This window comes from Bradyrhizobium elkanii USDA 76, assembly GCF_023278185.1.
Lineage (GTDB): Bacteria > Pseudomonadota > Alphaproteobacteria > Rhizobiales > Xanthobacteraceae > Bradyrhizobium > Bradyrhizobium elkanii.
Genome location: NZ_CP066356.1, coordinates 6900683 through 6924678, shown reverse-complemented (window position 1 = coordinate 6924678; position 23996 = coordinate 6900683). Strand labels below are relative to the sequence as shown.

General features: G+C 61.3%; 20 protein-coding genes and 4 pseudogenes. 19 read left to right on the top strand and 5 right to left on the bottom strand.

Annotated features, from left to right (window positions below):
* Positions 1–42: 42 nt before the first annotated feature.
* Positions 43–474 carry a hypothetical protein gene (locus JEY66_RS33200; RefSeq protein WP_018270293.1) on the top strand — a complete coding sequence of 144 codons (432 nt, stop codon included), beginning with the start codon at positions 43–45 and terminating at the stop codon, positions 472–474.
* 12 nt (positions 475–486) lie between these two features.
* Here JEY66_RS33200 and JEY66_RS33195 read toward each other — a convergent pair.
* Positions 487–673: pseudogene (locus JEY66_RS33195) on the bottom strand (IS630 family transposase); the annotation flags it as partial.
* Positions 674–1025: 352 nt separating this feature from the next.
* Between JEY66_RS33195 and JEY66_RS33190 the strand changes: the two are divergent.
* The 6 genes from JEY66_RS33190 to JEY66_RS33165 all read left to right on the top strand — a co-directional run bounded on the left by JEY66_RS33190 (position 1026) and on the right by JEY66_RS33165 (position 8256).
* On the top strand, positions 1026–2390 hold the full coding sequence (locus tag JEY66_RS33190) for a hypothetical protein (RefSeq protein ID WP_026192413.1): 1365 nt from the start codon (positions 1026–1028) through the stop codon (positions 2388–2390).
* A gap of 1015 nt (positions 2391–3405) precedes the next feature.
* A complete protein-coding gene (gene nopM / locus JEY66_RS33185) occupies positions 3406–5151 on the top strand; it encodes a T3SS effector NEL-type E3 ubiquitin ligase NopM (RefSeq protein ID WP_018270296.1) in 1746 nt (581 codons plus the stop codon).
* A 783-nt stretch (positions 5152–5934) separates the two neighbouring features.
* Positions 5935–6213: a helix-turn-helix transcriptional regulator gene (locus tag JEY66_RS33180; RefSeq protein ID WP_075968518.1), complete on the top strand. Its 279-nt coding sequence runs from the start codon at positions 5935–5937 to the stop codon at positions 6211–6213.
* 182 nt (positions 6214–6395) lie between these two features.
* Positions 6396–6860 carry a DUF2840 domain-containing protein gene (locus JEY66_RS33175; protein ID WP_018270298.1) on the top strand — a complete coding sequence of 155 codons (465 nt, stop codon included), beginning with the start codon at positions 6396–6398 and terminating at the stop codon, positions 6858–6860.
* On the top strand, positions 6857–7369 hold the full coding sequence (locus JEY66_RS33170) for a S26 family signal peptidase (RefSeq protein ID WP_018270299.1): 513 nt from the start codon (positions 6857–6859) through the stop codon (positions 7367–7369). The genes JEY66_RS33175 and JEY66_RS33170 overlap by 4 nt, the downstream gene beginning before the upstream one ends.
* Positions 7370–7524: 155 nt before the next feature.
* Positions 7525–8256, top strand: a complete 732-nt coding sequence (locus JEY66_RS33165; protein WP_041482623.1) for a lytic transglycosylase domain-containing protein — start codon at positions 7525–7527, stop codon at positions 8254–8256.
* Between the two features lie 163 nt (positions 8257–8419).
* On the opposite strand, the gene JEY66_RS33160 is transcribed toward JEY66_RS33165, so the two are convergent.
* Entirely contained in the window at positions 8420–8674 is a 255-nt protein-coding gene (locus tag JEY66_RS33160; protein ID WP_018270301.1) for a hypothetical protein, read from the bottom strand.
* A gap of 43 nt (positions 8675–8717) precedes the next feature.
* Positions 8718–9446, bottom strand: a pseudogene (locus JEY66_RS33155) (IS66 family transposase).
* A gap of 228 nt (positions 9447–9674) precedes the next feature.
* Between JEY66_RS33155 and JEY66_RS33150 the strand changes: the two are divergent.
* From JEY66_RS33150 to trbE, 8 genes are all read left to right on the top strand, one after another.
* Entirely contained in the window at positions 9675–11438 is a 1764-nt protein-coding gene (locus tag JEY66_RS33150) for a relaxase/mobilization nuclease domain-containing protein (RefSeq protein WP_018270305.1), read from the top strand.
* 36 nt (positions 11439–11474) lie between these two features.
* Positions 11475–13457, top strand: coding sequence for a conjugal transfer protein TraG (locus JEY66_RS33145; RefSeq protein WP_018270306.1), 1983 nt, complete (start codon positions 11475–11477; stop codon positions 13455–13457).
* Positions 13458–13463: 6 nt separating this feature from the next.
* The gene (locus JEY66_RS33140) at positions 13464–13880 is read left to right on the top strand and encodes a CopG family transcriptional regulator (protein WP_018270307.1); all 417 of its coding nucleotides are present in this window, start codon (positions 13464–13466) and stop codon (positions 13878–13880) included.
* A gap of 141 nt (positions 13881–14021) precedes the next feature.
* A complete protein-coding gene (locus JEY66_RS33135) occupies positions 14022–15350 on the top strand; it encodes an MFS transporter (protein ID WP_026192414.1) in 1329 nt (442 codons plus the stop codon).
* Between the two features lie 232 nt (positions 15351–15582).
* Positions 15583–16497 (top strand): P-type conjugative transfer ATPase TrbB, encoded by a 915-nt coding sequence (gene trbB, locus JEY66_RS33130; protein ID WP_016845878.1) that lies wholly within the window; start codon positions 15583–15585, stop codon positions 16495–16497.
* Between the two features lie 55 nt (positions 16498–16552).
* Positions 16553–16825 carry a TrbC/VirB2 family type IV secretion system protein gene (locus tag JEY66_RS33125; RefSeq protein WP_240537001.1) on the top strand — a complete coding sequence of 91 codons (273 nt, stop codon included), beginning with the start codon at positions 16553–16555 and terminating at the stop codon, positions 16823–16825.
* The gene (locus tag JEY66_RS33120; RefSeq protein ID WP_018270310.1) at positions 16825–17088 is read left to right on the top strand and encodes a VirB3 family type IV secretion system protein; all 264 of its coding nucleotides are present in this window, start codon (positions 16825–16827) and stop codon (positions 17086–17088) included. Before JEY66_RS33125 ends, JEY66_RS33120 begins: the two co-directional genes overlap by 1 nt.
* A 10-nt stretch (positions 17089–17098) precedes the next feature.
* Positions 17099–19546, top strand: a complete 2448-nt coding sequence (trbE, locus tag JEY66_RS33115; RefSeq protein ID WP_248887571.1) for a conjugal transfer protein TrbE — start codon at positions 17099–17101, stop codon at positions 19544–19546.
* A 17-nt stretch (positions 19547–19563) separates the two neighbouring features.
* Here trbE and istB read toward each other — a convergent pair whose 3' ends face one another.
* Together istB and istA are read right to left on the bottom strand one after the other, a co-directional pair.
* On the bottom strand, positions 19564–20373 hold the full coding sequence (gene istB / locus JEY66_RS33110) for an IS21-like element ISBj11 family helper ATPase IstB (protein WP_016842034.1): 810 nt from the start codon (positions 20371–20373) through the stop codon (positions 19564–19566).
* On the bottom strand, positions 20370–21884 hold the full coding sequence (istA, locus tag JEY66_RS33105) for an IS21-like element ISBj11 family transposase (RefSeq protein ID WP_026191872.1): 1515 nt from the start codon (positions 21882–21884) through the stop codon (positions 20370–20372). The genes istB and istA overlap by 4 nt, the downstream gene beginning before the upstream one ends.
* A gap of 307 nt (positions 21885–22191) precedes the next feature.
* Between istA and trbJ the strand changes: the two genes are divergently transcribed.
* The 4 genes and pseudogenes from trbJ to JEY66_RS33085 all read left to right on the top strand — a co-directional run.
* Positions 22192–22920 (top strand): P-type conjugative transfer protein TrbJ, encoded by a 729-nt coding sequence (trbJ, locus tag JEY66_RS33100; RefSeq protein ID WP_026192416.1) that lies wholly within the window; start codon positions 22192–22194, stop codon positions 22918–22920.
* Complete coding sequence (trbK-alt, locus tag JEY66_RS33095) at positions 22920–23291, top strand: putative entry exclusion protein TrbK-alt (RefSeq protein ID WP_016845887.1); 372 nt, start codon at positions 22920–22922, stop codon at positions 23289–23291. Before trbJ ends, trbK-alt begins: the two co-directional genes overlap by 1 nt.
* Positions 23288–23515, top strand: a pseudogene (locus JEY66_RS33090) (type IV secretion system protein); the annotation flags it as partial. The gene trbK-alt and the pseudogene JEY66_RS33090, both read left to right, overlap by 4 nt.
* A pseudogene (locus tag JEY66_RS33085) lies at positions 23502–23996 on the top strand (TraB/TrbI/VirB10 family type IV secretion system protein); the annotation flags it as partial. The pseudogenes JEY66_RS33090 and JEY66_RS33085, both read left to right, overlap by 14 nt.

Genomic DNA, 23996 nt, shown 5'->3' with positions numbered 1-23996 from the left:
GGAAGGCGCGACTTGCAAATCCATGCAATTGGAGCCGCCACCATGCCCGCCCTTGGGCTTGTTCTCAACGCACTCGGCATCGGTTTGTTCTGCTGGGCGGTTTTCGCGCTGGCAGTGTATGCCTTGCCGTTTTTCGTCGCACTTAATTTCGGGATGATAGCGTTCCATGGTGGCGCCAGCGTCATCGGCGCGCTGCTCGTCGCAATTGCCGCTGGCGTGCTGACATTTGCCGTCGGTGAGATCACCTTCGCTGGTAGCCGATCCGTGGCCCGGCGCGTCATGATCGCGACCATATTCGCTGTCCCAGCTGCCATCGCCGGCTACAATGTGGTGCTCGCGCTGTCGCAGATCGCAGTGCCGTCGCTGGCCTGGCGTGAGGCCTTCGCTTACCTCGGCGCGCTTTGCGTAGGCGGCACGACGTGGACGCGCTTGACTGTGCTTGCTCGCGGTGACCCTTCACTTCGAGCCGGCTAGAGCATGATGTATTTACACGGAAGCATAGCCTGGGTTTTTGAAGTAGTTGGTGCACTCCTCCTGGGAGAAGATCGAGGAGTTCACCAACCTTCCGCCAGGTTGCCTCCACGTCACGAGGCTCTGCGGCTCGCACGAGATGTTTGAGTTTGGCGAAGACGTGCTCGATCGGGTTGCGGTCAGGGCTGTAGGGCGGCAAGAAGATACGGTGGTCTGGCGCGTACGAGGGGCTCTGTAGCGCCTCTGCGATCGACCGAACCATCTCGCCCGCGTCACCGCGAGCCAAGGCGCGTTCACGGATGCCTTTCGAATAGGGGCGCATCATCCACGCTGGCCTCCGCACTCCAGCATGGAGCTTGAATCAGAAATCGCCCGCTCCGGGAACCCCGATTCCAGTCAAAAACAACATGCTCTCTAAGTCCAAACGGCACTCCAGAGACGATCACAGCCAAGTCGGAATTCTAAGCGCGTCAGCTTGTCGACAGCTGATCCCAATAAAGGGAGAACCAGAGAGTGAACCTGCTCAGGATTGCGAACCGAATCAAGGAGGGGACATGGACCCATTTAACAGCATCAACCCGTTCGACCGGGATTTCGCTGCTTACAACGCTGCGGTGACACAACCGCAACAGCAGCGAGCGGAGTTTGAGCCGTACCTGGATGAAGTGCCGCAGCTTGATACCACTGCCGTCGCAGGGGTTCCTGTTTCTCCAGATCGCTACTATCCTCATCTGCCTGGCGAAGACCGTAGACTCACCGAGTCGTTGGAACTTGGGGCCAGCGGTCCTCATCCCGAAGACGCAGTCACCAGAGGCGTCGGGCACGTCGCTGCGCAGCACAGCGCGCGGGGAGCTTCGACTTGGCCGAGCGGGCTGACTGCGGAAGGTCACGATCAGGATTCGCCGCGAGGGATCATCGGCGAAGCCGTCCTAGCATCGTCTCTCAAGCCAACCGCGCACGATCACCAAACACCGGATCCCGGACAGGCCGTTCGTCACTTCAACTGGAGCGACGGATCCCAGCCGGCTCTGAACGAGCTGACCGGGAGCGCCCCCCCTTCAAGTCACGCGGCCCTCATGGGTGAGGATTACAGCGGGCACCTGAGGCCTGCGAAGAGGCAGAGGTCGCTAAGCCATGCGGAACTGGATGCCATTGAGCGCCAGCTGAGCGAGCCGGGCACTTCAATGGCTCGTGTGCTGATGGAAAGCGCCGGAGCACCGTCGCCTCTCGGGCCAGCGGTCGGCTCGCCATTGGTCCTTCCTGAGGAAGGTTACGATCAGGATCAGCTGTGGGCGATGGTGGAAGACGCCGGCCCATCATCGTCTCTCGAGCCAACCGCGCGCCATCAGCAGACCCTGAATTCAGGAACGGTCGTTCATCCCTTCAACTTCCGGCACGGCGACCAGCACGCGTCGGCGGCGCTTGACGGTAGCAGCATCCCGCCGAGCCAGGACAGCCGGCCCAACAGCTTTATCGTTCACAATGACCGCTACACGGCGCTATTCGTGCCCGCGGCGGCGATGAGGCGAAGCACCCCACTCAATGCGCCAGGCGCTGCCATTCCTCTCGGATCTCGACCGGAACACGTTCCGCAGCCCAGCGCTCAGCCTGCGAATCGAGCCTCACTAGCGCTGCTTGGACGTTCGATGGAGTATGCCGCTCCGGCGTCCTCCAGGGCTGAGAGGACGCCCCCCGCGGCCCGCGAGATTTATGCTGCATCATTCGCCGTTCCCGAGAATTTTTCGCACGGCACCCAACCCGCCCCGGACACGATGCTCTCGAGGCTCGGCCGCTGGGGCCTGTTGCCGGACGAGACGCAGCCGGTAAAAGACTACGACATTCGAGGCGAGCGTTACACCGCCCTCTTGGGGCCAGGAGGCCCCAATGACGTTCGGCTCATTCATCACCCGAGAATGTAGATGCCGAGAGACAATCGCACGCTAGGAGCCCGTCCACACAGCTCCGGTATTGGACTTGTTAATGGACCATAGCTTGCTCCAGCGACTCTTGCGAGCTTGGCGCGGCTCCGGGCGGTGCAGGTGAGCGCTACCGGCCCGATTAACTTGCGCGCGTCGTCGCTGTGCGGCTCCTCGTTGAGCCGCACAGCCATCGCCCTTTGATCGTTCCGAAGAGCCGGCGGCGAAAGCTGCTACACCTACGGTGTTATTGCCGCTGTGTTTTACAGCACTGCCATTAATCGGGGCCTCCTGAAGCCCCGAGACAGGGGAAGCATCCTGGGAGTAAGAGGCTGCTATCCGGCGCCCCATTGAACACGCGTCGGCTGAGCTTAGAGAGCATGTTGTTTTTGACTGGAATCGGCGGCGGGGCGCGTCGCGGCTGGCGAGAGGCGGCGTACGAAGTCGCGGCGCCTTTCGAGCCGATCTCCCGGTTCGATCCCAATGCTCAGCAAATTGTCCGAGCATGGCGACGCTTGCTGAGACATCGCCGCGGTTTGATGGCGCCGTCGTAACGGGCGCATAAACTCGCTCGCTCGGCCAGATCCTCCTGTCATTTGTAATCGTGGCGTTTCCGACGCAGATTTAAAGTCACATATTGCCCTTACCCCGAAATCGCCATCAAGCGTCAAATTCGGCGTTGCATATGACCAGCCGTTAAGCAAACGGCCATCATCGCAAGGCTTCGATCACCAGCGGTGACAACGGTTGAGCGAACGGGTCGCCCCTACGGCAATACTCGTCAGGTGATCGACAGGTAGGCCTGCCAAGGACGGAACGCTCCCACGTTAGGGATCCTGCACTCGATCTATTGGCCGCTGTGGGATTCGCGTGAAGCTGTACCACTTCGACCAGGAGTGGGCGCTGCAGCGCACGTGGCACTCGCCCGAATAATTATTGCGTTGGCGCGCAGCGACCTGCTTCGGAGCCTTACGAAGTGGCAGGCGTACTCTTTAGTTTCTAAAGGCGGAGAAAGTTGATGGATACAGGACAGACGCAGCGGAGCACACGTTCAAATCCGGACACTTTTGAAGAAGGGGAGCAGGAAAGCTACCTCGCCGGCTTCAACCGTGCCGTGGCAAATTTGTTCGAAGTCTTGACGGGGTATCGGACCCCCGCCTCCGTGCGCGCGGGGATCCTGGACAACTGGGTTGCCGAAGAGGGGCAGGGCGATGCCGAGAACCGACGACAGGGGCGCATGCGAATTAGGGCTTCGGACAACACGAGCTCGCATTCGCTAGATTTGTCCTCCCTGTCCCTGACCGCTTTGCCCACTGCCCTGCCGCCAAGGTTGCAGGAACTGTACGCCAGGCACAACGAGCTAAGCAGCCTGCCCGCTATGCTCCCACCCGGTCTCCAGCATCTTCTCATTAGCCATAACCGGTTGACAGGTTTGCCCGACGCTCTTCCGGCAACCCTCTCCTGGCTAGAGGTGGCCGATAACAGCTTGACCAGTCTGCCCGCCAACCTTCCGGCTGGGCTCGAGATGCTGAATGCAAACGACAACCGACTCAGTAGCCTGCCCGACGCTCTCCCGAGCCGTCTCACCTCGCTCGCGGTTAGTGGAAATCAGCTGACCGAGCTCTCCGAATCTCTCCCATGGGGTCTCATTGAACTCGATGTCAGCCGCAATCAATTGGCGAACCTGCCAGCGACCCTTCCGAGCACGCTTGAATCGCTTAATCTTAGCGGTAACCAGCTGACCAGCCTGCCTGAGGGTCTCGTCGAGAGTCGTGTACCGCATCTTAGTCTCAATTACCCGCATTTGGAGACCCTCGAGTTGGAGGATAACCCACTGCCGGACGATGTCCTCGCCAATCTGGCGGCGGTCAGAACGCCACCGCAGCTTGCTCAGCAGTCTTTGTATGAGGCTGCCGCGCACTGGCTCGCCGACGACCCGGCGACGCTGGCCGAATGGCAGCACTTTGCGGATGAAGCAGGCGCCCAGGACTACGCACGGTTCCTGGGGAGGCTGCGAGGGAACGTGAACTACCGCAATGACGACTTTCGGCAGGCAGTGGCTGATGATCTGCGGCAGGCGGCGGCCAATCCGAGATTGCGCGAGCAGTTTTTTGCACAGGCTTCCGAGGCCAACGAGACTTGCGACGATCGTGTTACCTTGCACTGGAACGGCATGCAGACTGCGCGCCTCAACGCTGACGTCGAGGAGGGAGTATATGACGATCGGCTTGGCGAACTGATTCAGCGCGGCCGTATTGCGTTCCGCTTGGAGGCGCTGGACCAGATCGCGCGCGATAGGGTCAACCTGCTCGCCGGCGACCATCCGAATGTGGACGACGTCGAAGTCTACCTGGCCTACCAACATCTGCTGCGCGAGCCGCTGGAGCTCAGTCACGTCGCGCCCGACATGAGCTTCCTGGCGGTCTCTGACGTAAGCCAGGACGATGCGGCGCGGGCGCTAGACCTGGTCCGGGAGCAGGAAGCGAACCAGCTCACCGACTACATGGCAGCCCGCTGGCAACCCTGGGAGACGGTGCTGAAACGCATCGCTCCGGACCAATATGAAGCGATGCAAGACCGGTTGATCGAAGCCATGGGCGAGGAGTTTGAGAGCCGGCTCGATCAGCGATTGGCCGAGCATGGTCTGCTAGGCGATGCGGATGCCGAGCGCGTGCTCGGCGCCCAGGTCCGAAACGAGATCGCCGGCGAGATCAAACGCGAGGTCATGCACAATGTGCTCGCAGAACGTGGCCTTGAACTGTGAGACTTGCGAAACCGCCGCAACATCTTGCGTTCCCTCAGCCAGCGATCGCGCTGCTCACGGCCTTTCGCATTGTCTTCCGATGCCGGCTCCGGCTCGTTGTCGCGGAGCCTAGATCTTGGGGATCGCCAGGCCGATGACGAAAATCGCTGTTCTCGACGGCCGCCGCCGGAGATATCGCCGCTGCCAAATTTCCAGCTGGGAGGCAACACGGTCCTGTCTGTCTCAACGCCGCGCTGGCCTTCACGAGTGAGCTGCGCAAGCTGCCAGACGACACCGTCAAGCTCCTTGGCGAGATCCTTCCTGTAGGCCGACGCATATTAGACGGTTCGGCCAACGTTCCAATGCTCCCGTTCCGGCTCGACTAGCTTGAAGTGGTCCGATGCAAAACTGCGCCTCGCCTCCCGGAACTCGTTGCCGATTTGCTTGATCGTCATCCGGCTGCGGTCTTGGACGCAGACCTTGATCGACTCAAGCTGGTCCTTCGCCCGCCGCATGGCCGGAATTCTTTCTGGTTAATTCGACGCTGATCTGCTTCTTGGTCGAGACGCCGGATAGCTATGCGATGTCGCGATATGCGATCTGCTCGCGGACATTTCGAGGCGGATTGTGCATCTCGTCGCAAGCTTCTGCGGTCCGAGCGCGAGAACCAATACGTCTTCCGTGAGGGTATCGAAAATGACCCCGTCATCTTCGGCATCCCCTTAATCACTGCTGCTCCGCGATTGTGGCCGTCGATGCGCGGCGAACCTAGCTCGCGCTCCAGACGATCACGGAGCTTTTCAGATGTCCGATCTGAACACGGATAAACCGCCGCGGTACCTTCGCACGTCCGAAGCCGCGCGCTTTCTGAGTTTGTCCGGCCGCACGTTGGAAAAACATCGAACGTACGGAACCGGTCCCGAATACCACAAGATCGGCGGGCGTGTGGTCTACTCAGTAGCCGACCTGACAGCCTGGGCCAAACTGGGCAGAAAGAAATCGACCTCCGATCCCGGTGCCGGCACCGTACTGCCCGCAAAGCGGCACGCGCCAATTCCCTATGCGGGTAAAGAGCGGCGCTAAGCCATGCCCGTCAGCAAATCCCCAGCGCACTACGGCCGCTCCGAGCGTGAGCCGCGCGACCTGTTTCGCACGCTTCCTGGCGATCTTGCGCCGCGCCGGATGGCCAGTTCTGCTCTCCTTCGGACGCGCTTCAACCAGCCGAAAGCATACGATTCCCGGTTCGAGATTCAAGGAGCGGCGGCATGAGCGATCTCACCGAAGTGGAAGTGCTGTGGCTCGAAAAGCGTATTGAAAACCGCGTTCGTTTCGGTCGCATTGTCAAGGAACGGAAGCTTGATCGCCACCGGCGTATCCTGTCATTCGCAGCCGGCGGCATCTTTGCCTTCGTCCGTTGGACTTCCAACGACTTTGGCACGGTCATTTCGCGGATCGACATCTTGCGCGCGGTCGCAGCAGGACAGCGCTGCTCGACCGTGCCCTATGTAAAGCCCGGCGGTGAGATTTTGCTGCGGCTCTCCGGCTGGCCTAAAGTCGAACGGGCGCTGCAGATGATCGACGCGATCGATGCGCTGGGCATCGATCCGGCTGATGTAGCGCCCGATCATTGGCATCACGTTCACAATCGCCTGTCCGTCAACGAAAACCCACGTCCCTACACGAAGAGCCGCCACCAGGCTTGGCTACATCGTCAAAGGCTGATGCGATGACGGACCGTCTATGGACGCTGACCACGACGTTTGCCGTAGCTTCCGCTGTCGTCGCGACGATCGCCCTGGAGCCGCTGCCGATCTACATTTGGAATGCATCGGCAAGCGTGCCGATCGGTCTCTATGGCTTGCGACCAGCGAAGCGCTTCTTTGTCACGGAGCTGGTCGCCGTTCAGCCGCCGGAACCGCTTGCGACCTTTCTCGACTTCAACGGCTATCTGCCGCTCGGCGTCCCTATGCTTAAGCGAGTCTTGGCTCTGCCCGGGCAGACAGTCTGCAGAAGCGGATCCGCAATTTCGGTCGACGACATTGCAGTGGGCGAGGCGCGGGATCGCGACGGACGCGGCCGGCCGCTGCCGAAATGGCAGGGTTGCCGCGTCGTCAGAGACGGCGAGCTGTTTGTCATGAATTGGCAGTCGGTCGACTCCCTCGACGGTCGATATTTTGGGCTTCTTCCGGCCTCGGCCGTGATCGGCCGTGCCATCCCGGTGTGGACATGGGAGGACTGATCTTGCGGGGTTCACGGCGCCACGCCATTCCTCTGATCGATCGATTGGCGGACCATTCCTCCCTCCCGGTCAATCTCCGCAAAGCCGATGGGTGCGGGAGTCCAGGGCGGTCCAACGGCCGCCGCGAAGCAGCTTTACACTGGACGGAAGCGAACATGGCATCTTTGGTTCGACCGGGGATCCGCGTTTGGGCTGTCGTGCCACTGCTGCTCATTTTGACTGCGTCGCATAGTGTTGGTCAGACCGAGAATGGATCGACTGCGGTTCGAGCGGTCTCTCAGACGAGCAACCCGTTTGCGGCTTTCGTCTACGAAGCGTCAAAACGCTTTGCGGTTCCGGAGAACTTGATCAGTACAGTCATTAGCATCGAAAGCGCTGGTGACGTACACGCGAAGTCCCCAAAGGGCGCAGTCGGCCTGATGCAGATTATGCCGGCGACCTGGGCGGAACTTCGCGAACGCTATCATCTCGGAAGCGATCCCTACGATCCGCGCAACAACATTCTGGCCGGCACGGCGTATCTCGCCGAACTGCTTGACCGCTATGGTTCGCCCGGGGCGTTCGCCGCGTACAACGCGGGCCCAACTTGCTACGACGGGCATCTCGCGGGCGGTCCTTTGTCAGACGAAACGCGAGTATACGTGGCCAAGCTTGCAAATCTGCTCGGCATCGAACTGCCCGCGACTTGGGCCGCGAGCCAGCAGCCGTCAGCAGCTGCGACGCTGTTCGTCAGGCGAATTGACCCAGTCAAGGCGGGCGATCGGAAGCCGGCGTTCCTGTCCTCGACCGGCGCAACGACTGCAATCTCGTCGCGAGATGTTTTGCAGATGGTCCCCACGGCCACTGACGTGTTTGTCGCCCGGTCGAACTCGGGAACAGCGCGATGATCAGCTGTGCAGCATGGCAGGCGATCGCGTGGTTCAGCGAGGAAAACAGTCCGAGAGCAGGGACTGGTTGCAACACGACGGTATGCGTCCAGGGGCCGCACATGACGTCGGGTCTTGACGTGCCTAACGGCCTTACGTGGCAACGCTCCGAGCCAGAGAACTCCTACTCTGTGCGGCACGCAGCCATGGCAGCTTCCGCCTTCGCGATCACTGCTTCAGCCCGATCTATTGCGGCACAGAGTTCCTCGCTCTTCCAAATATCAACCGAATGGCCGTCGTCAAACGACTCGTCCGTCGCGTCTTGCGTGCGTGAAAGCAACTCACGAAGAGCCGCAATGGACTCGCAGAGCAGCTTGATATCTTCCCCGTTTCGGGAAGACTGGGTCATCTCTATAACGCCATCATACCCCAGCGCCATCGCTCTCGCCGAAGAGATTGTTCTTGCCTCCGAACGCCACCGGTCAAATCGCGCGGTCGACGGGATTCGTGTCAAGTTCGATGCAGTACTCATGGAGGAAGCGGGTCAATCCATCCCAGCGCGACAGTGCATAACCGATCGCTTCTCCGAGATTGCCGCGGCCGGGCAGTTGAGGAAGCTGCACCTCCAGCTAGAAGCGAAGGCTGTCAATGACCGGCTTGGCGAATGCGCGCCGCATCGCCAGCCGACGCGCCGGCGATTGACCACGCAGCTGCGCTTCGAGGGCATAGAGGCTAGCGATGCGCCGCAGGGCCTCGTGCGAGACGGGCATGTCCTCGGACTGCGCAACTTCGTAGAACTTGTGCCCGGTGTGCGCCCAACACGCGGCGAGGATGACGTTTCCGGCGTCAGTCAGCCGACCGAATCCCGCGCATCCGTCGATGTGCAGAAGGCCCTTGAAGTGCGCCAGATGCGTAGCCGGGCGCTCCGCCTTGCGGTCGGACGCGAACACATAAACTGCAGCCGGCGGCTCAGGTCCAGCCAAGCTCCGTTGATCGTGGGCATACATCCACAGCCGTCCAGGCTTGGTGCGCCCTCCGCTCGGGGACGAGAGCGTCGGACTGCTTGGATAGCCCTGTTTACCAACCTGATGGAGAGCATGCGACGGTCCAAGTGCTGAACGCGAAGGAACCCATGGACCTCGCCCGGTGAATGGGATCGCAAGCGCGGTGTAGTGACGTCTGTCCGTTGTCGATGCAGGGAGCCCTGTCATGGCTGAAGTGCGAAGAGTCGGAGAAAAGCGTAGGAATGAGTTGACTTTGAACGCCCGATTAGGAAGGCGAGATAAAAGGGGCTCGCCGGTCGAACCGCAAGCCATTGACATGGCTTGGGTTCTGGCGTGCCGGTCGGTCGCGGCGCGTGCCGCGCCTTGCATCTTTAACAATGCAATCAAGGACAATCTCGGCACTGTAGGCGCTTTCGCCCAGCTGGAGGGCCGCCTGTGACCGCAGCCGATAGCGACCTGCGTATTCGGCCTGGGCGCATTCGCAGCACGCGCGCGCCGAAGCCGAAGAGTTTCATCAACCAGGTGCTGCGGGCGGCGAAGAAAGCAGGGCACACCCCAGCGCAGGCTATGGCCGGCAGGCGTTCGGCGGCCTATGGGCGCTCGACGTTTGGCCGCGGGCGCCTCGCCTTCAGCCGCGCCAGATTGTTCAGCCCGACGCGGCGCGCTGTGGTGAAGGCGCGCGTGGTTCGGCATAAAGGGCGCGCCTTCCGTTCAGCACCACTGACCGCCCACCTCTCATATCTGAAGCGCGACGGCGTGACTCGGGGTGGTGAGCGCGCCGAGATGTTCGATGCGGGCACCGACCGCGCCGATAGCGCGGCTTTCGCAGAGCGGTGCAAGGACGACCGGCATCATTTCAGATTCATCGTCTCACCGGAGGATGCCGGCGACATGAAGGACCTGCGCGCCTTTACCCGCGATCTCGCCACGCAGATGGAGACCGATCTAGGCACGCGGCTCGATTGGGTGGCTGTCGATCATTGGAATACCGATAACCCTCACGTTCATATTCTCGTTCGGGGAGTAGATGAGGAAGGGGCGGATCTGGTGATCTCCCGCGACTACATCAGCAGGGGACTGCGTTCACGCGCCGAGGAACTGGTCGCCATCGAACTGGGGCCAAAACCGGAGCATGAGATCCGCAATTCGCTGGAGAGGGAAGTCACGGCGGAACGATGGACGCGGCTCGATCGGGAGATCCGGCTGACTGCAGACGAGACGGGCACTATCGATCTTCGCCCAGAGAAGCCCGGCAAGTCCGACCCCGAGATCCGGCGCCTGATGGTCGCTCGCCTTCAACACCTGGAGAAGATGGGCCTGGCTGCATCCGCCGCACCTGGGGAATGGATGGTAGGGCTCGAGGCCGAGCGTAGCTTGCGCGACCTCGGCCTGCGCGGCGATATCATCAAGACCATGCACCGTGCCTTTACCGAGCGCGGGGAAGCGCGCGGCGTTGCCGACTTCGTCATCGACGGCGGACAGCCGACATCCCAGATTATCGGACGATTGGTCGATCGTGGATTGCACGACCAACTGACCGGCGAGGCCTACGCCACGATCGATGGAACAGACGGACGCGCTCACCACGTGCGCTTTCGAGGGCTCGAGGCCTTCGAACATGCGCCACCGGTCGGCGGCATCGTCGAAGTCCGACGCTTCGGTCAAGCCGGCGATCCGCGTCCCACCCTGGTGCTCGCGCCCCGTTCCGATATCGATCTTGGGGCGCAGGTCACCGCCAAGGGCGCGACCTGGCTCGACCACCGGCTCGTCGAACGCGAGCCCATGCCGCTCGCCATGGGCGGATTCGGCCGCGAGACCCGTGACGCCATGGAAGCCCGAACCGAGCATCTGATCCAGGAGGGCCTGGCGCGGCGGCAGGGCCAACGCATCATTCTGCAGCGCGATCTCCTTAATACGTTGCGCCGGCGCGAGTTGGAGGACGTGGCCGCAAGGGTCTCGGCCGACACCGGCTTGCCTCATGTGAACGCCGCTTCCGGGGAGCATGTGGCCGGCACGTATCGCCAGCGGCTGACACTTACCTCGGGACGATTCGCCATGATCGATAATGGGCTCGGCTTCGCGCTCGTGCCCTGGTCACGTGAACTCGAAAAGCGGCTCGGCCAGCACGTCACCGGCGTCGTGAAGGACGGCGGCGGCATCGAATGGGGCCTTGGCCGCAAGCGCGACCTCGGCCTCTAGCAATCTCTCCAATTCAGTTGCGGAAGGGCGTTCGGGATGTCCGGAACCAAAATCCTCTGGGGACAGGTAATCGTTGTCGGTCTGATCGTTTTGTTGGCCATCTGGGGAGCCACCGAGTGGACGGCCTGGCGGCTCGCTTGGCAACCGGAGCTTGGGCGACCCTGGTTCGAACTATTAGGCTTCAAGATCTATTACCCGCCGGTCTTCTTCTGGTGGTGGTTCGTCTACGACGCCTACGCGCCTCAAATCTTTGTCGAGGGCGCCTTCATCGCAGCATCCGGGACCGTCGTTTCGATCGCGGTGGCGATCGGCATGTCGGTGTGGCGCGCGCGTGAAGCCAAGAACGTCGAAACCTATGGTTCGGCGCGCTGGGCTAATGCCGACGAGGTTCGAGCGGCCGGTCTTCTCGGCCCGGATGGCGTTGTGCTTGGCAAACTCGACCGCGACTACCTCCGCCATGACGGACCGGAGCACGTACTGTGTTTTGCACCGACCCGGTCGGGCAAAGGTGTCGGCCTCGTCGTTCCCTCATTGCTGGCATGGGCGGGCTCGGCTATCGTCCACGACATCAAGGGCGAGAACTGGCAACTGACCGCGGGCTTTCGCTCGCGGCATGGCCGCGTCCTGTTGTTCGACCCCACCAATCCAAGGTCCTCGACCTACAACCCGCTCCTCGAAGTCCGGCGCGGGGAATGGGAGGTTCGCGACGTCCAGAACGTCGCCGACGTCCTGGTCGACCCCGAAGGCTCGCTCGACAAGCGGAACCATTGGGAGAAGACCAGTCATTCGCTTCTGGTCGGCGCCATACTCCATGTCCTCTATGCCGAGGCAGACAAGACCTTGGCCGGCGTCGCAGCTTTTCTTTCCGACCCGAAGCGGCCGATCGAAGCCACTCTAAAGGCGATGATGACTGCTCGGCACCTCGGCGAGCAGGGCGCTCATCCCGTGGTCGCATCGACCGCGCGCGAACTCCTCAATAAGTCGGAAAATGAACGTTCTGGTGTCCTATCCACGGCGATGTCGTTCCTCGGGCTGTACCGTGATCCAGTGGTGGCCCAGGTGACCTGCCGTTGCGATTGGCGGATCGCCGATCTGATCGCGGATAGCCACCCTACAACGTTGTATCTCGTAGTGCCGCCATCCGATATCTCACGGACCAAGCCGTTGATTCGTCTGGTGCTGAACCAGATTGGTCGTCGCCTAACCGAGGACCTGCACGCCTGCGACCGCCGGCATCGAGTCCTGATGATGCTCGACGAGTTCCCAGCGCTGGGGCGGCTCGATTTTTTCGAGTCCGCGCTCGCCTTCATGGCGGGGTACGGCATCAAGAGCTTCTTGATCGCGCAGTCGCTCAATCAGATCGAGAAGGCCTATGGGCCTAACAACGCCATCCTAGACAACTGCCACGTCCGCGTCAGCTTCGCGACCAACGACGAGCGGACGGCCAAACGTGTGTCCGACGCCTTGGGTACGGCGACCGAGATGCGGGCCATGAAGAACTACGCCGGGCACAGGTTGAATCCTTGGCTCGGTCACCTCATGGTCTCGCGCCAGGAAACGGCAAGGCCGCTTTTGACCCCGGGCGAAGTCATGCAGCTTCCGTCGATGGACGAGATCGTCATGGTGGCGGGCACGCCGCCGATCCGGGCCAAGAAGGTCCGCTACTACGAGGATCGGCGATTCGCCGAGAGGGTTCTACTGCCGCCTGATCCGGCGAGGGCCAGCCGATCATCGCGAACGGACGGGTGGTCAGCGCTCCGAACGCTAAAGCCGGCGGGAGGTCCAACTGACAAGGCCGCGGAGACCGAGAAAGACACGGCGAACAGCGGGCTCCGTCGTGAGCCGGAACTCCCCGATCACGTCGCGATCGTCAAGGAAACGACCGAACTGACGCCGGCAGAGGAATTTGCTGCCGTTCTTGACGACGACGAGGATGCAGTCCGCCAGTCTCGACTTATGCAGATGCTTGGCGTCGCGCGTCAAGTCGCTATGGACCCGAATGACGGTATGGAGCTCTGAGGCGATATGCGCGACCGGATGAACGTCTATTTCCCGCCCGAGCTTCTGAAACAGATTTCTGATCTTGCCGATCGCAAAAAGCTTTCGCGGTCTGCAATCGTGGAAGCGGCCGTCGCTTCGTTTCTGTCACCGGATGGAGCGGACAGGCGGGAAGCAGCATTTACCCGCCGTTTGGATCGGCTTTCCCGTCAGATGCAGAGGCTGGAACGTGACGTTGGTCTGACGGCCGAGACCTTGGCCCTCTTCATTCGTTTTTGGCTGACGATCACGCCACCGTTGCCCAACGATGCGCAAGCGGCCGCTCAAGCAAAGGGAAGGGAGCGCTTTGAAGGATTTGTCGAGGCGCTCGGGCGTCGTATGCAAAAGGGGCAAAGCTTTCTGCGCGAGATTCCAGAAGATATCCGCCGTCAGGAATCGGCCTAAGAGCCTGATTGAACCTATGTCGATAGACCATTTCGCCGCTCCTTCTTTTTCTACGCCAGCCTACTACCACCGCGAGTTAGCCGAACTGACAAAAGCTGGACGCGCTATCGGCTCGGGTGAGCTGAGAGCAAAGGGGCCAGCATGCAAATTTCAACAGCATGGCGTCGAATCGCGCGCGTTTTTCTCCCTTTTGCAGCTGGGTACTACCTCTCGTATCTGTTTCGAACGATCAACGCCGTGATCGCCAGCCATCTCAGCTCGGACACCGGGCTTGGGACTGCCGACCTCGGGTTGCTTACGTCAATCTATTTTCTTGTTCTGGCGGCGGCCCAGATCCCCGTCGGTATATTGTTGGACCACTTTGGTCCGCGTCGCGTCCAGAGCGTTCTGCTCTTGCTCGCAGCCGTCGGCGGCGGACTGTTTGCGGTATCGACCGGCTTCCTGTCGCTTTTGATCGCGCGCGCAATGATCGGGCTTGGCGTGGCGGCGGCACTGACCGCAGGACTGAAGTCGATCATCCTTTGGTTCCCTAGGGAACAAGTTGCCTTACTGAACGGCTATATGATCATGCTGGGCTCGCTAGGAGCGGTGACCGCGACGGCTCCCGTCGAACACCTGCTGACGTCGATGGGCTGGCGGCAGCTCTTTGAGATTCTGGCAGTCGCGACCGGTACGACGGCCATTCTCATCTATCTTGTGGTGCCTGAACGAAGCGTAGCCCCATCAACAGCTTCCGCCACCCTGAGCTCCGTTTTCAGCGATCGGCGCTTTTGGCGAATGGCCCCGTTGTCGGCGACTTGCATTGGATCGGCTTGGTCTCTGCAGGGATTGTGGGCATCGCCATGGCTGACCGACGTAGAGGGGTTTGATCGCGCAAGTCTCATCAGACAGCTCTTCATTATGTCGATCGTACTTAGCGCTGGTGCCTGGTTGTTCGGTATGACAGTCCATTGCGTCAAACGAAGGGGAATCGGGGCGGAGACAATATTGGCGATAGCTGCGGTACTATTTATCGCAGCCGAGTGTGCCTTGATCCTGCGAGCGTCTCTGCCATCTATCTTGCTCTGGTCTGTTGTCGCAATTGTAGGAACGGCAACTGTGGTCAGCTTCGCCGTGGTGGCGGATTACTTTCCGCCAGAGCTTGCCGGTCGTGCCAACGGTGCCTTGAACGTCTTGCACTTTGGTTGGGCGTTTCTAGCACAATACGCAACAGGTCTTATCCTGGAGCAATGGTCTGCGAATGATGGCCATAGGCCCGTCCAAGCCTATCAAGCAGCGTTCGGTTTCAACGTAGCGCTGCAGATCGCGACGTTTCTCTGGTTCGCGCTGCCTTGGTTTCGGTCCTTTGCGTCATGGGTGGGTTCAATCTGTCTCGAGATGTCGGCTAGCACCTTCGAACCTGCCGAGTCAGTTGGCTTGTACCAGAATTCGGCCATCCTCCTGCCCCCGGATGACGATGCGGAGTGGTGAGCACAAACTCGCAGCGAACCGATACGATTGAGTAGGTGTCAAAAAAATCGCCTCTCAATCTTTCTTTTTCTACGCCAGTCTTCGATCACCGAAAGCGCTTGTTGCGCTAAGTCCGTTGGTGCCTTTTCTAATCGTCCCCATCTGGGCGCCCCTCTGTGGACGCCCTCATTCGGGGAGGGCAACGGTGGCAATCCATTCCTTTCAATCGGAGGCGAATTCGCGCGGTGCGCGAATGCTGCGTAGTGCTCTTGGCCCAGCGATCGCCGGATACCTCGAGGATCAATCGATCATCGAGGTAATGCTCAACCCAGATGGGCGGCTGTGGATCGACCGTTTGTCGCATGGCCTGACCGATACAGGCGAAACTCTGTCCGCAGCGGATGGCGAGCGCATTGTTCGTCTGGTTGCGCACCATGTAGGCGCCGAAGTGCATGCCGGCGCGCCACGGGTCTCGGCCGAATTGCCTGAGACCGGCGAACGCTTCGAAGGGCTCGTGCCCCCAGTCGTTGCAGCACCGGCCTTTGCTATCCGCAAGCCCGCCGTCGCCGTGTTTACGCTGGATGACTACGTCGTCAAAGAGATCATGACATCGGAACAGGCCAACATCCTGAAAAGCGCAGTCGCCTCACGCAAGAACATCCTCGTCGCCGGCGGGACATCGACCGGCAAGACAACATTGACGAATGCGCTCTTAGCCGAGGTGGCAAAGACTTCTGATCGGGTCGTGCTGATCGAAGATACCCGCGAACTTCAGTGCAAAGCGCCCAATCTCGTCGCTTTGCGTACCAAAGATGGCGTGGCCACGTTATCGGACCTCGTTCGCTCCTCGCTGCGACTGCGTCCTGACCGGATTCCAGTCGGCGAAGTTCGCGGTGCTGAAGCACTCGATCTGCTCAAGGCCTGGGGCACCGGCCACCCCGGCGGCATCGGCACTATTCATGCGGGCACTGCGCTCGGTGCCCTGCGGCGGCTCGAGCAACTCATCCAGGAAGCCGTCATCACGGTTCCGCGCGCCCTGATCGCTGAGACCATCAACCTCGTTGCTGTGCTTGCGGGGCGCGGCGCTGACCGTCGCCTCGCTGAGCTTGCTCTCGTCACCGGGCTAGGGCCCGCCGGCGACTACGACCTTTCATCAACAGGAGACTGACATGCGTCCGCAATTTCGCTTTCCTCGAGATGCCGCTTCACTGGCCATGTCCGGGATGCTTCTTTTGGCGTCGGCACCGGCCTGGGCTGCCGGATCGAACATGCCGTGGGAGCAGCCACTCAATCAGATCCTGCAGTCGGTCGAGGGGCCAGTCGCCAAGATCATTGCCGTCATCATCATCGTCGTAACCGGGCTCACGCTCGCGTTCGGAGACTCGTCGGGTGGTTTCCGCAGGCTGATCCAGATCGTGTTCGGTCTGTCGATCGCGTTTGCCGCCTCGAGTTTCTTCCTTTCGTTCTTCTCCTTCGGCGGCGGCGTGGTGATCTGATGGATGAACCAGTCACAGGCTTTGTCGTGCTCGTTCATCGCGCGCTCACTGAGCCAATCCTGATGGGCGGCGCGCCACGGTCGGTCGCGATCGTCAACGGTACGCTTGCTGCAGCCTTGGGGCTCGGGCTTCGGCTCTGGATCGCGGGCCTTGTCCTGTGGTTCATCGGCCACATGGCCGCCGTCTGGGCAGCCAAGCGCGATCCTGCGTTTGTCGACGTCGTGCGCCGACATCTTCGCATTCCCGGCCACCTCAACGCCTGAGCTCTCTACCATGATGAACCTTGCCGAATACCGCCATTCCAACGCGCGTCTTGCGGACTTCTTGCCGTGGGCCGCCATAGTCGACGAGGGAATCATCCTGAACAAGGACGGTTCGTTTCAACGGACGGCGAAATTCCGTGGCCCCGACCTCGACAGCGCGGTCCCGGCTGAGCTTGTCGCCGTCGCCGGTCGTCTGAACAACGCCCTGCGCCGCCTCGGATCAGGTTGGGCCGTATTCGTCGAGGCACAGCGCCATTTTGCCGGGGCCTATCCTCCGAGTACATTTCCGGATGTCGCATCCGCACTGGTCGACGCCGAGCGCAGAGCTCAGTTCGAAGAGGCGGGCGCCCACTATGAGTCCAGTTATTTCCTCACCTTTCTCTATCTGCCCCCCGAGGAAGGAGCCGCCAAGGCAGAACGACTGCTTTACGAGGGGCGTGATCGCACTGTTGGAGCCGACGCGCGCGAGGTGCTGCGCGGGTTTGTCGATCAAACCAACCGCGTGCTGCAACTCGTCGAAGGGTTCATGCCGGAGTGCACCTGGCTCGATGACCAGGATACTCTGACCTATCTGCACTCGACGATCTCGACCAAACGTCATCGGGTTCGAGTGCCCGAAATTCCCATGTACATCGATGCGCTCTTGGCCGACCAGCCGTTGACCGGCGGGCTAGAGCCGATGTTGGGCTCAGCCAATCTTCGGGTCCTAACAATTGTCGGCTTTCCGGGCGCCACGACGCCGGGAATCCTAGACGACCTGAATCGCCTGCCATTCTCTTATCGTTGGTCGACCCGGGCGATCATGCTCGACAAGACAGACGCCACCAAGCTGCTGACCAAGATTCGGCGGCAGTGGTTCGCCAAGCGAAAGTCGATTGGCGCCATTCTCAAGGAGGTCATGACCAACGAGGCGTCGACGCTGCTCGATACCGACGCCCACAACAAGGCGCTCGATGCTGACGCAGCGTTGCAGGAACTGGGGTCCGATCAGATCGGACAAGCCTTTGTCACCGCGACCATCACTGTCTGGGACCGCGATCCCAATGCCGCCGATGAAAAGCTGCGGCTGGTCGAGAAGGTAATCCAGGGGCGTGATTTCACCTGCATGATCGAGACGGTGAACGCCGTCGAAGCCTGGCTCGGCAGTCTGCCGGGGCATGTCTATGCGAACGTGCGTCAGCCGCCGGTTTCGACCCTCAACCTCGCCCATATGATTCCGATTTCCGCCATATGGGCCGGCGAGGCGAGGGATCTGCACTTCAAGGGGCCGCCCCTCCTGTTCGGCAAGACCGAGGGATCGACCCCGTTCCGATTTTCCCTCCACGTCGGCGACGTCGGCCATACCCTTGTGGTCGGACCGACGGGGGCCGGCAAGTCGGTACTGCTCGCTCTGATGGCACTGCAATTCCGCCGCTACCCGAACTCCCAGATCTTTGCGTTCGATTTCGGTGGTTCGATCAGGGCGGCCGCGCTCGGCATGGGCGGCGACTGGCATGATTTGGGCGGTGCTTTGTCTGACGGAAGTGATCGGCCCGTCGCGCTGCAGCCGCTGGCTTGGATCGATGATCCCTCAGAGCGCGGATGGGCCACCGAATGGATCTGCGCGATCCTGGCACGGGAAAAAATCGAGATCACCCCGGAGGTCAAGGATCATCTGTGGTCGGCGCTGACGTCTCTCGCCTCGGCGCCGATGCAGGAACGCACCCTGACCGGCCTGTCAGTCCTCCTCCAATCCAACTCCCTGAAACGTGCGCTGCAACCCTATTGCGTGGGTGGTCCCTCGGGGCGCCTGCTCGATGCCGAATTCGAGCGCCTTGGCGAAGCGTCGGTCCAGGCATTTGAGACCGAAGGCTTGATCGGAACGAGTGCTGCGCCGGCCGTGCTGGCTTACCTCTTCCATCGTATTGGGGACCGTCTCGATGGTCGGCCGACGCTCCTTATGGTCGATGAGGGTTGGCTTGCCCTCGATGATGAGGATTTCGCGGGGCAGCTCCGGGAGTGGCTGAAAACGCTTCGGAAAAAGAATGCCTCCGTCATCTTCGCTACCCAGTCGCTCTCGGATGTCGACGGCTCAGCGATCGCGCCGGCGATCATCGAAAGCTGCCCAACTCGCTTATTGCTGCCGAACGAACGGGCGATCGAACCGCAAATCACCGCCATCTACCGCCGCTTCGGCCTCAATGACCGCCAGATCGAGTTATTGAGTCGGGCAACGCCAAAACGCGACTATTACTGCCAGTCCCGTCGCGGCAACCGGATGTTCGAACTCGGGCTTGGTGAGGTTGCGCTCGCATTCACCGCGGCCTCTTCCAAGACAGACCAAGCTGCCATCGCGCAGCTCTTTATAGCGCGACGATCTGGGTCGGAAGAGCGCGGCGATCAGGATGGCGAGTCAGTGTCGCGGCGCGATGATGATCGCCGCGATGATTGTCGCGCGCAAGAGTTTTGTTTGCTTTGATTGTCGCGGAGCGTCAATCAAGCGAGCGTTTTTTGTGTCGCGTGCTCCGGTGGCCGCCCTGGACCACGCTTTCGCTCGAGGGCAGTCCGCCTGCGATAGCTCTCGACGTTCATCTCGACGATGGTGGCGTGGTGAACAAGGCGATCGATCGCCGCGAGGGTCATAGCTGGGTCCGGAAAGACCTTGTTCCATTCTCCAAAGGGCTGATTGGCGGTGATCAGCAAAGAGCGTCGCTCGTAGCGTGCGCTGATGAGCTCGAACAGCACACTGGTCTCGGCCTGGTCCTTGGTGACATAGGCAAGATCGTCAAGGATAACGAGATCGAAGCGATCGAGGCGGTTGATGGCACCCTCGAGGTTGAGTTCGCGGCGCGCCACCTGGAGCTTCTGCACGAGATCGGTGGTGCGGGTGAAGAGGACGCGCCATCCGTTCTCGATGAGAGCCAAGCCGATTGCTGCTGCCAAGTGACTCTTGCCGCCACCGGGCGGACCAAACAGCAGCAGATTGGCGCCCTTGTTCAACCAGCCGTCGCCGGCGGCGAGCGCGGTCATTTGCGCCTTGGAGATCATCGGTACGGCTTCGAAGTCGAAGCTGTCAAAGGTCTTTCCGGTGGGCAGCCGCGCCTCGACGAGATGGCGCTCGATGCGGCGACGGCTGCGTTCAGCGATCTCGTGCTCTGCAATGGTGGCGAGGAAGCGCGCCGCCGGCCAGCCTTCCTTATCGGACTGCTCGGCAAATTGCGGCCACAGCACCTTGATGGCGGGCAGCCGCAGCTCGTTGAGCAACAGATTGAGGCGCGCGGTGTCGACTACGTTGGTTGTGCTCATGCGGCACCTCCGATCTCGGCAGTACCGATGAGGCATTCATAGGTGGCGAGCGGTGCGAGGCGCACCACGACGTTCGGCATCTGGGCGGGATCCGGGGCGAAGTGAGTACGTAGCCGGTTGAGGTCGGGCAGCCGGCCGTCGTTCAGGTCGGCCGTGAGCTGATCGGCGAGTTCGGCCTCGCAACCGCGCTCATGGGCGAGTGCGAGGAGATCGACCATGATCCGGCAGGCCTTCTTGTCCGGTAAGCGTTTGCGCAAGACGTCGAAGGCTCGGCGGTAAGCTTCCCGGGGGAACAGCTGGTCGCGGTAGACCAGGTTGAGGAGCGCCATCGGCTTGCGCCGCAAGGAATGGATCACGTGCCGATAATCGACGACCTGATCGTGCTTGCCATTGGGATGCGGCCGCCCGCGCGGCAAGGTGAGGAGATGCGTGCCGCCGACAAACACGTCGAGGTGATCGTCATACAGGCGCACCCGCAGCCGATGGCCGATCAAGCGCGACGGCACCGTGTAGAACACCTTGCGCAAGGTGAAGCCGCCGGACGATGTCACGTGGACGATCACCTCTTCATAGTCCGACGTGCGGCGGTCCGGCAGATCCTGAAGTGCGGTACGTTCGCTGTCGATCCGCTTGGCGTTGCGGGCATTGCGGCGGCTGACGATCTCATCGATGAAGCCACGATAGGCAGCGAGATCGTCGAAGTCGGCGGTGCCACGCAGCAACAGCGCGTCGCCGACCGCCCGCTTGAGATGGCCATGCGAACTCTCGATCGCCCCGTTCTCGTGGGCGATGCCACGATTGTTGCGGGAGGGGCGCATGCCGTAATGGGCACAGAGGTCTTCGTATCGCCGCGTCAGATCGTCTTTGGCGTCGCGGTCGAGATTGCAAAAGGCGGCCGACAGGCTGTCGGTGCGATGCTCCCGTGGCGCTCCACCGAGTGACCACAAGGCATTCTGCAGGCCTTCGGCCAGAGCGATGAAGCTCTCACCGCCGAGCACGACATGGGCGTGCTCAAACCCGGAATAGGCCAGCCGGAAGTGATAGAGACGATGGTCGAGCGGCACGCCCGCGATCGTGACACCCAATTCGCCCATGTCGGTGAAGTCGGACAGGCCGCGCTGACCGGGTTCGTGGGTCTGCCGGAAGATGACCTCCTGCTCCTCGCCGTGGATCGCCCGCCAGGCCCGGATCCGGCGCTCCAGCGTGCGACGGATGCCGGCGCCGAGCTCAGGATGGCGTCGGAGCAACTCCTCGAAGATCGTGACCGGCCGCACACCGGGGGCGGCCTTCAGCATCGGCACGATCTCTGTCTCAAATACGCGGGCCAAGGGATCTGGCCGGCGACGGCCGCGAGGAGCCTTCTTCTGCGACGGAAGGCGTCGATCCTGCTCGATCCGGTAAGCGGTCGAGGTGCTGAACGACGCCTTGGCGGCGGCCACGGGCGGGCTATCGGTCTGACGGTACTTCATGTAGAGCCTCATTTGGTGATCGGTAATGTGTCGGCCTGGCACGCGAGTGATTCCTCTTGGCGGAAGAACCACTTGCATAACCAGCCGGCCGCGATCACCAGTCGGCGCGGTCCGCTGTGGATCGCGCCGACGCCGGGCTCGTAACTCCGGTCGGGCTACGCCCTCCCTGCGTCACGAGCCCGGCGTAGCCCTCTCATCATGGTCGACGCTCCACTTCCATCCTGTTCGCCGCGCGGCAGCTCTTCGCCGAACATGGACCTGACGGCTTCGTGCCGGCCTGGCTCCAGCACCGTGGCGTCGCCTGGGCCATAGATCTAATTCCCAATCTCGTCAATCTGGAGAAATCGCCATGAGGCGTCTTGCCCTATTGGCCGCAGCCGGCGTCACTGCGCTGGCGCTTGGCGTTGCGATCCCCGCACGGGCGCTGATCGTTTTCGATCCCAACAACTACGTTCAGAATGTCCTGACCGCTGCGCGCGAGCTTCAGCAGATCAACAACCAGATCACCTCGTTGCAGAACGAGGCGCAGATGCTGATCAATCAGGCGAAGAATCTGGCGAACCTTCCGTATTCGTCGCTGCAGCAATTTCTATCCTCGATTCAGCGGACCCAACAGTTGCTGGCGCAGGCTCAGCGCATCGCCTACGACGTCCAGGAAATCGATCGCGCCTTCTCGACCAGCTACGCGCCAGCCACCAGCAACCAGTCGAACCAGCTGCTGGTCGCCAACGCTCAAGCGCGATGGCAAAATTCCTATGCCGCGACGCAAGACGCGCTTCGCGTCCAAGCCGGCATCGTTGGTAACCTCGACACCAATCGCATCCAGACATCCGCGCTCGTGACGTCAAGCCAGGGGGCCGCCGGCGCGCTGCAGGCAACGCAGGCTGGCAATCAGATCCTCGCGCTTCAAGCGCAACAACTTGCCGATCTCACGGCGGCCACGGCGGCGCAGGGCAGGGCGCAGAGCCTCGAAGCGGCGCAGCGCGCCGCGGCCCAGGATCAGGGTCGAGAGCAGCTCAAGCGCTTCCTAACACCAGGACAGGGCTATCAATCCTCCAATGTACAGATGTTCCACTGATGACCGACGTAAAGGCATTCAAGGCGCTTTCGCTGCTTACGACAATCGGCCTAGTGGCCGTCGCCGCCTGCACGATTCAGCTGCGCGGACTGGACGCGTCTCGGTCGGCACCGAAGGCGGAGCAAGGGACCGATGCAGCCAGCTCCGAGCTCGCACGCTGCCGCGGTGTCACTCCAGAGGACACAGTGGGTTATCGGCATTGCAAGCAGATTTGGGACGAAAACCGGCGTCGCTTCTTTGGCAAAAGAATCGGCCCAGCAGACCCTGGCCAGAATGATTCCTTCGCAGGGCTGGCGCCCGCCCCAAAGGATCAGAGCCGGATCCCGCAAGCATATCCGCAACCGGCGACACCCGAGGCGAGCAAGCCATGACGGGTACCGGGATCATCGACCAGTTCTTGGAAACGTTTACGCGTTATATCGATAACGGATTCGGGTTGCTGGGCAGTGACGTTGGATATCTCGCGACGACACTCGCCGCGATCGACATCACTCTCGCTGCGTTGTTCTGGAGTTGGGGAACTGACGAGGACATCATCGCGCGGCTCGTCAAGAAGACCCTCTTCGTGGGCGTCTTTGCCTACCGCGCAGGTCACCGAGAATGTTTTTGACACGCCGACCGGCCGCTTTCTGCTTGTGCCTCAGGGAGCGCGTCTGATCGGCACATACGATAGTCAGGTTACTTTCGGCCAGTCCCGTGTCCTACTGGTCTGGACGCGGCTGATTATGCCGAATGGACATTCTATCGTTCTCGAGCGGCAGCCTGGCGCTGATAGCGCTGGGTATGCGGGTCTGGAAGACCAAGTCGACAATCACTGGGCAGAGCTATTCAAGGCTGCGGCACTATCGACGTTTCTGGCGGTCGGGACCGAACTAGGGGCTGGTTCGGACACCAATAGCAACGACAGCGCCATCATCCAGGCGTTGCGACACGGCGCCTCCGACTCACTAAACCAAACCGGACAGCAGGTGGTTCGACGCAGTCTCAATATCCAGCCCACTTTGACCGTGCGGCCTGGTTTCCCGGTTCGTGTTCTTGTCAATCGTGACCTCATAGTTACGCCGTATAGAGGGTGA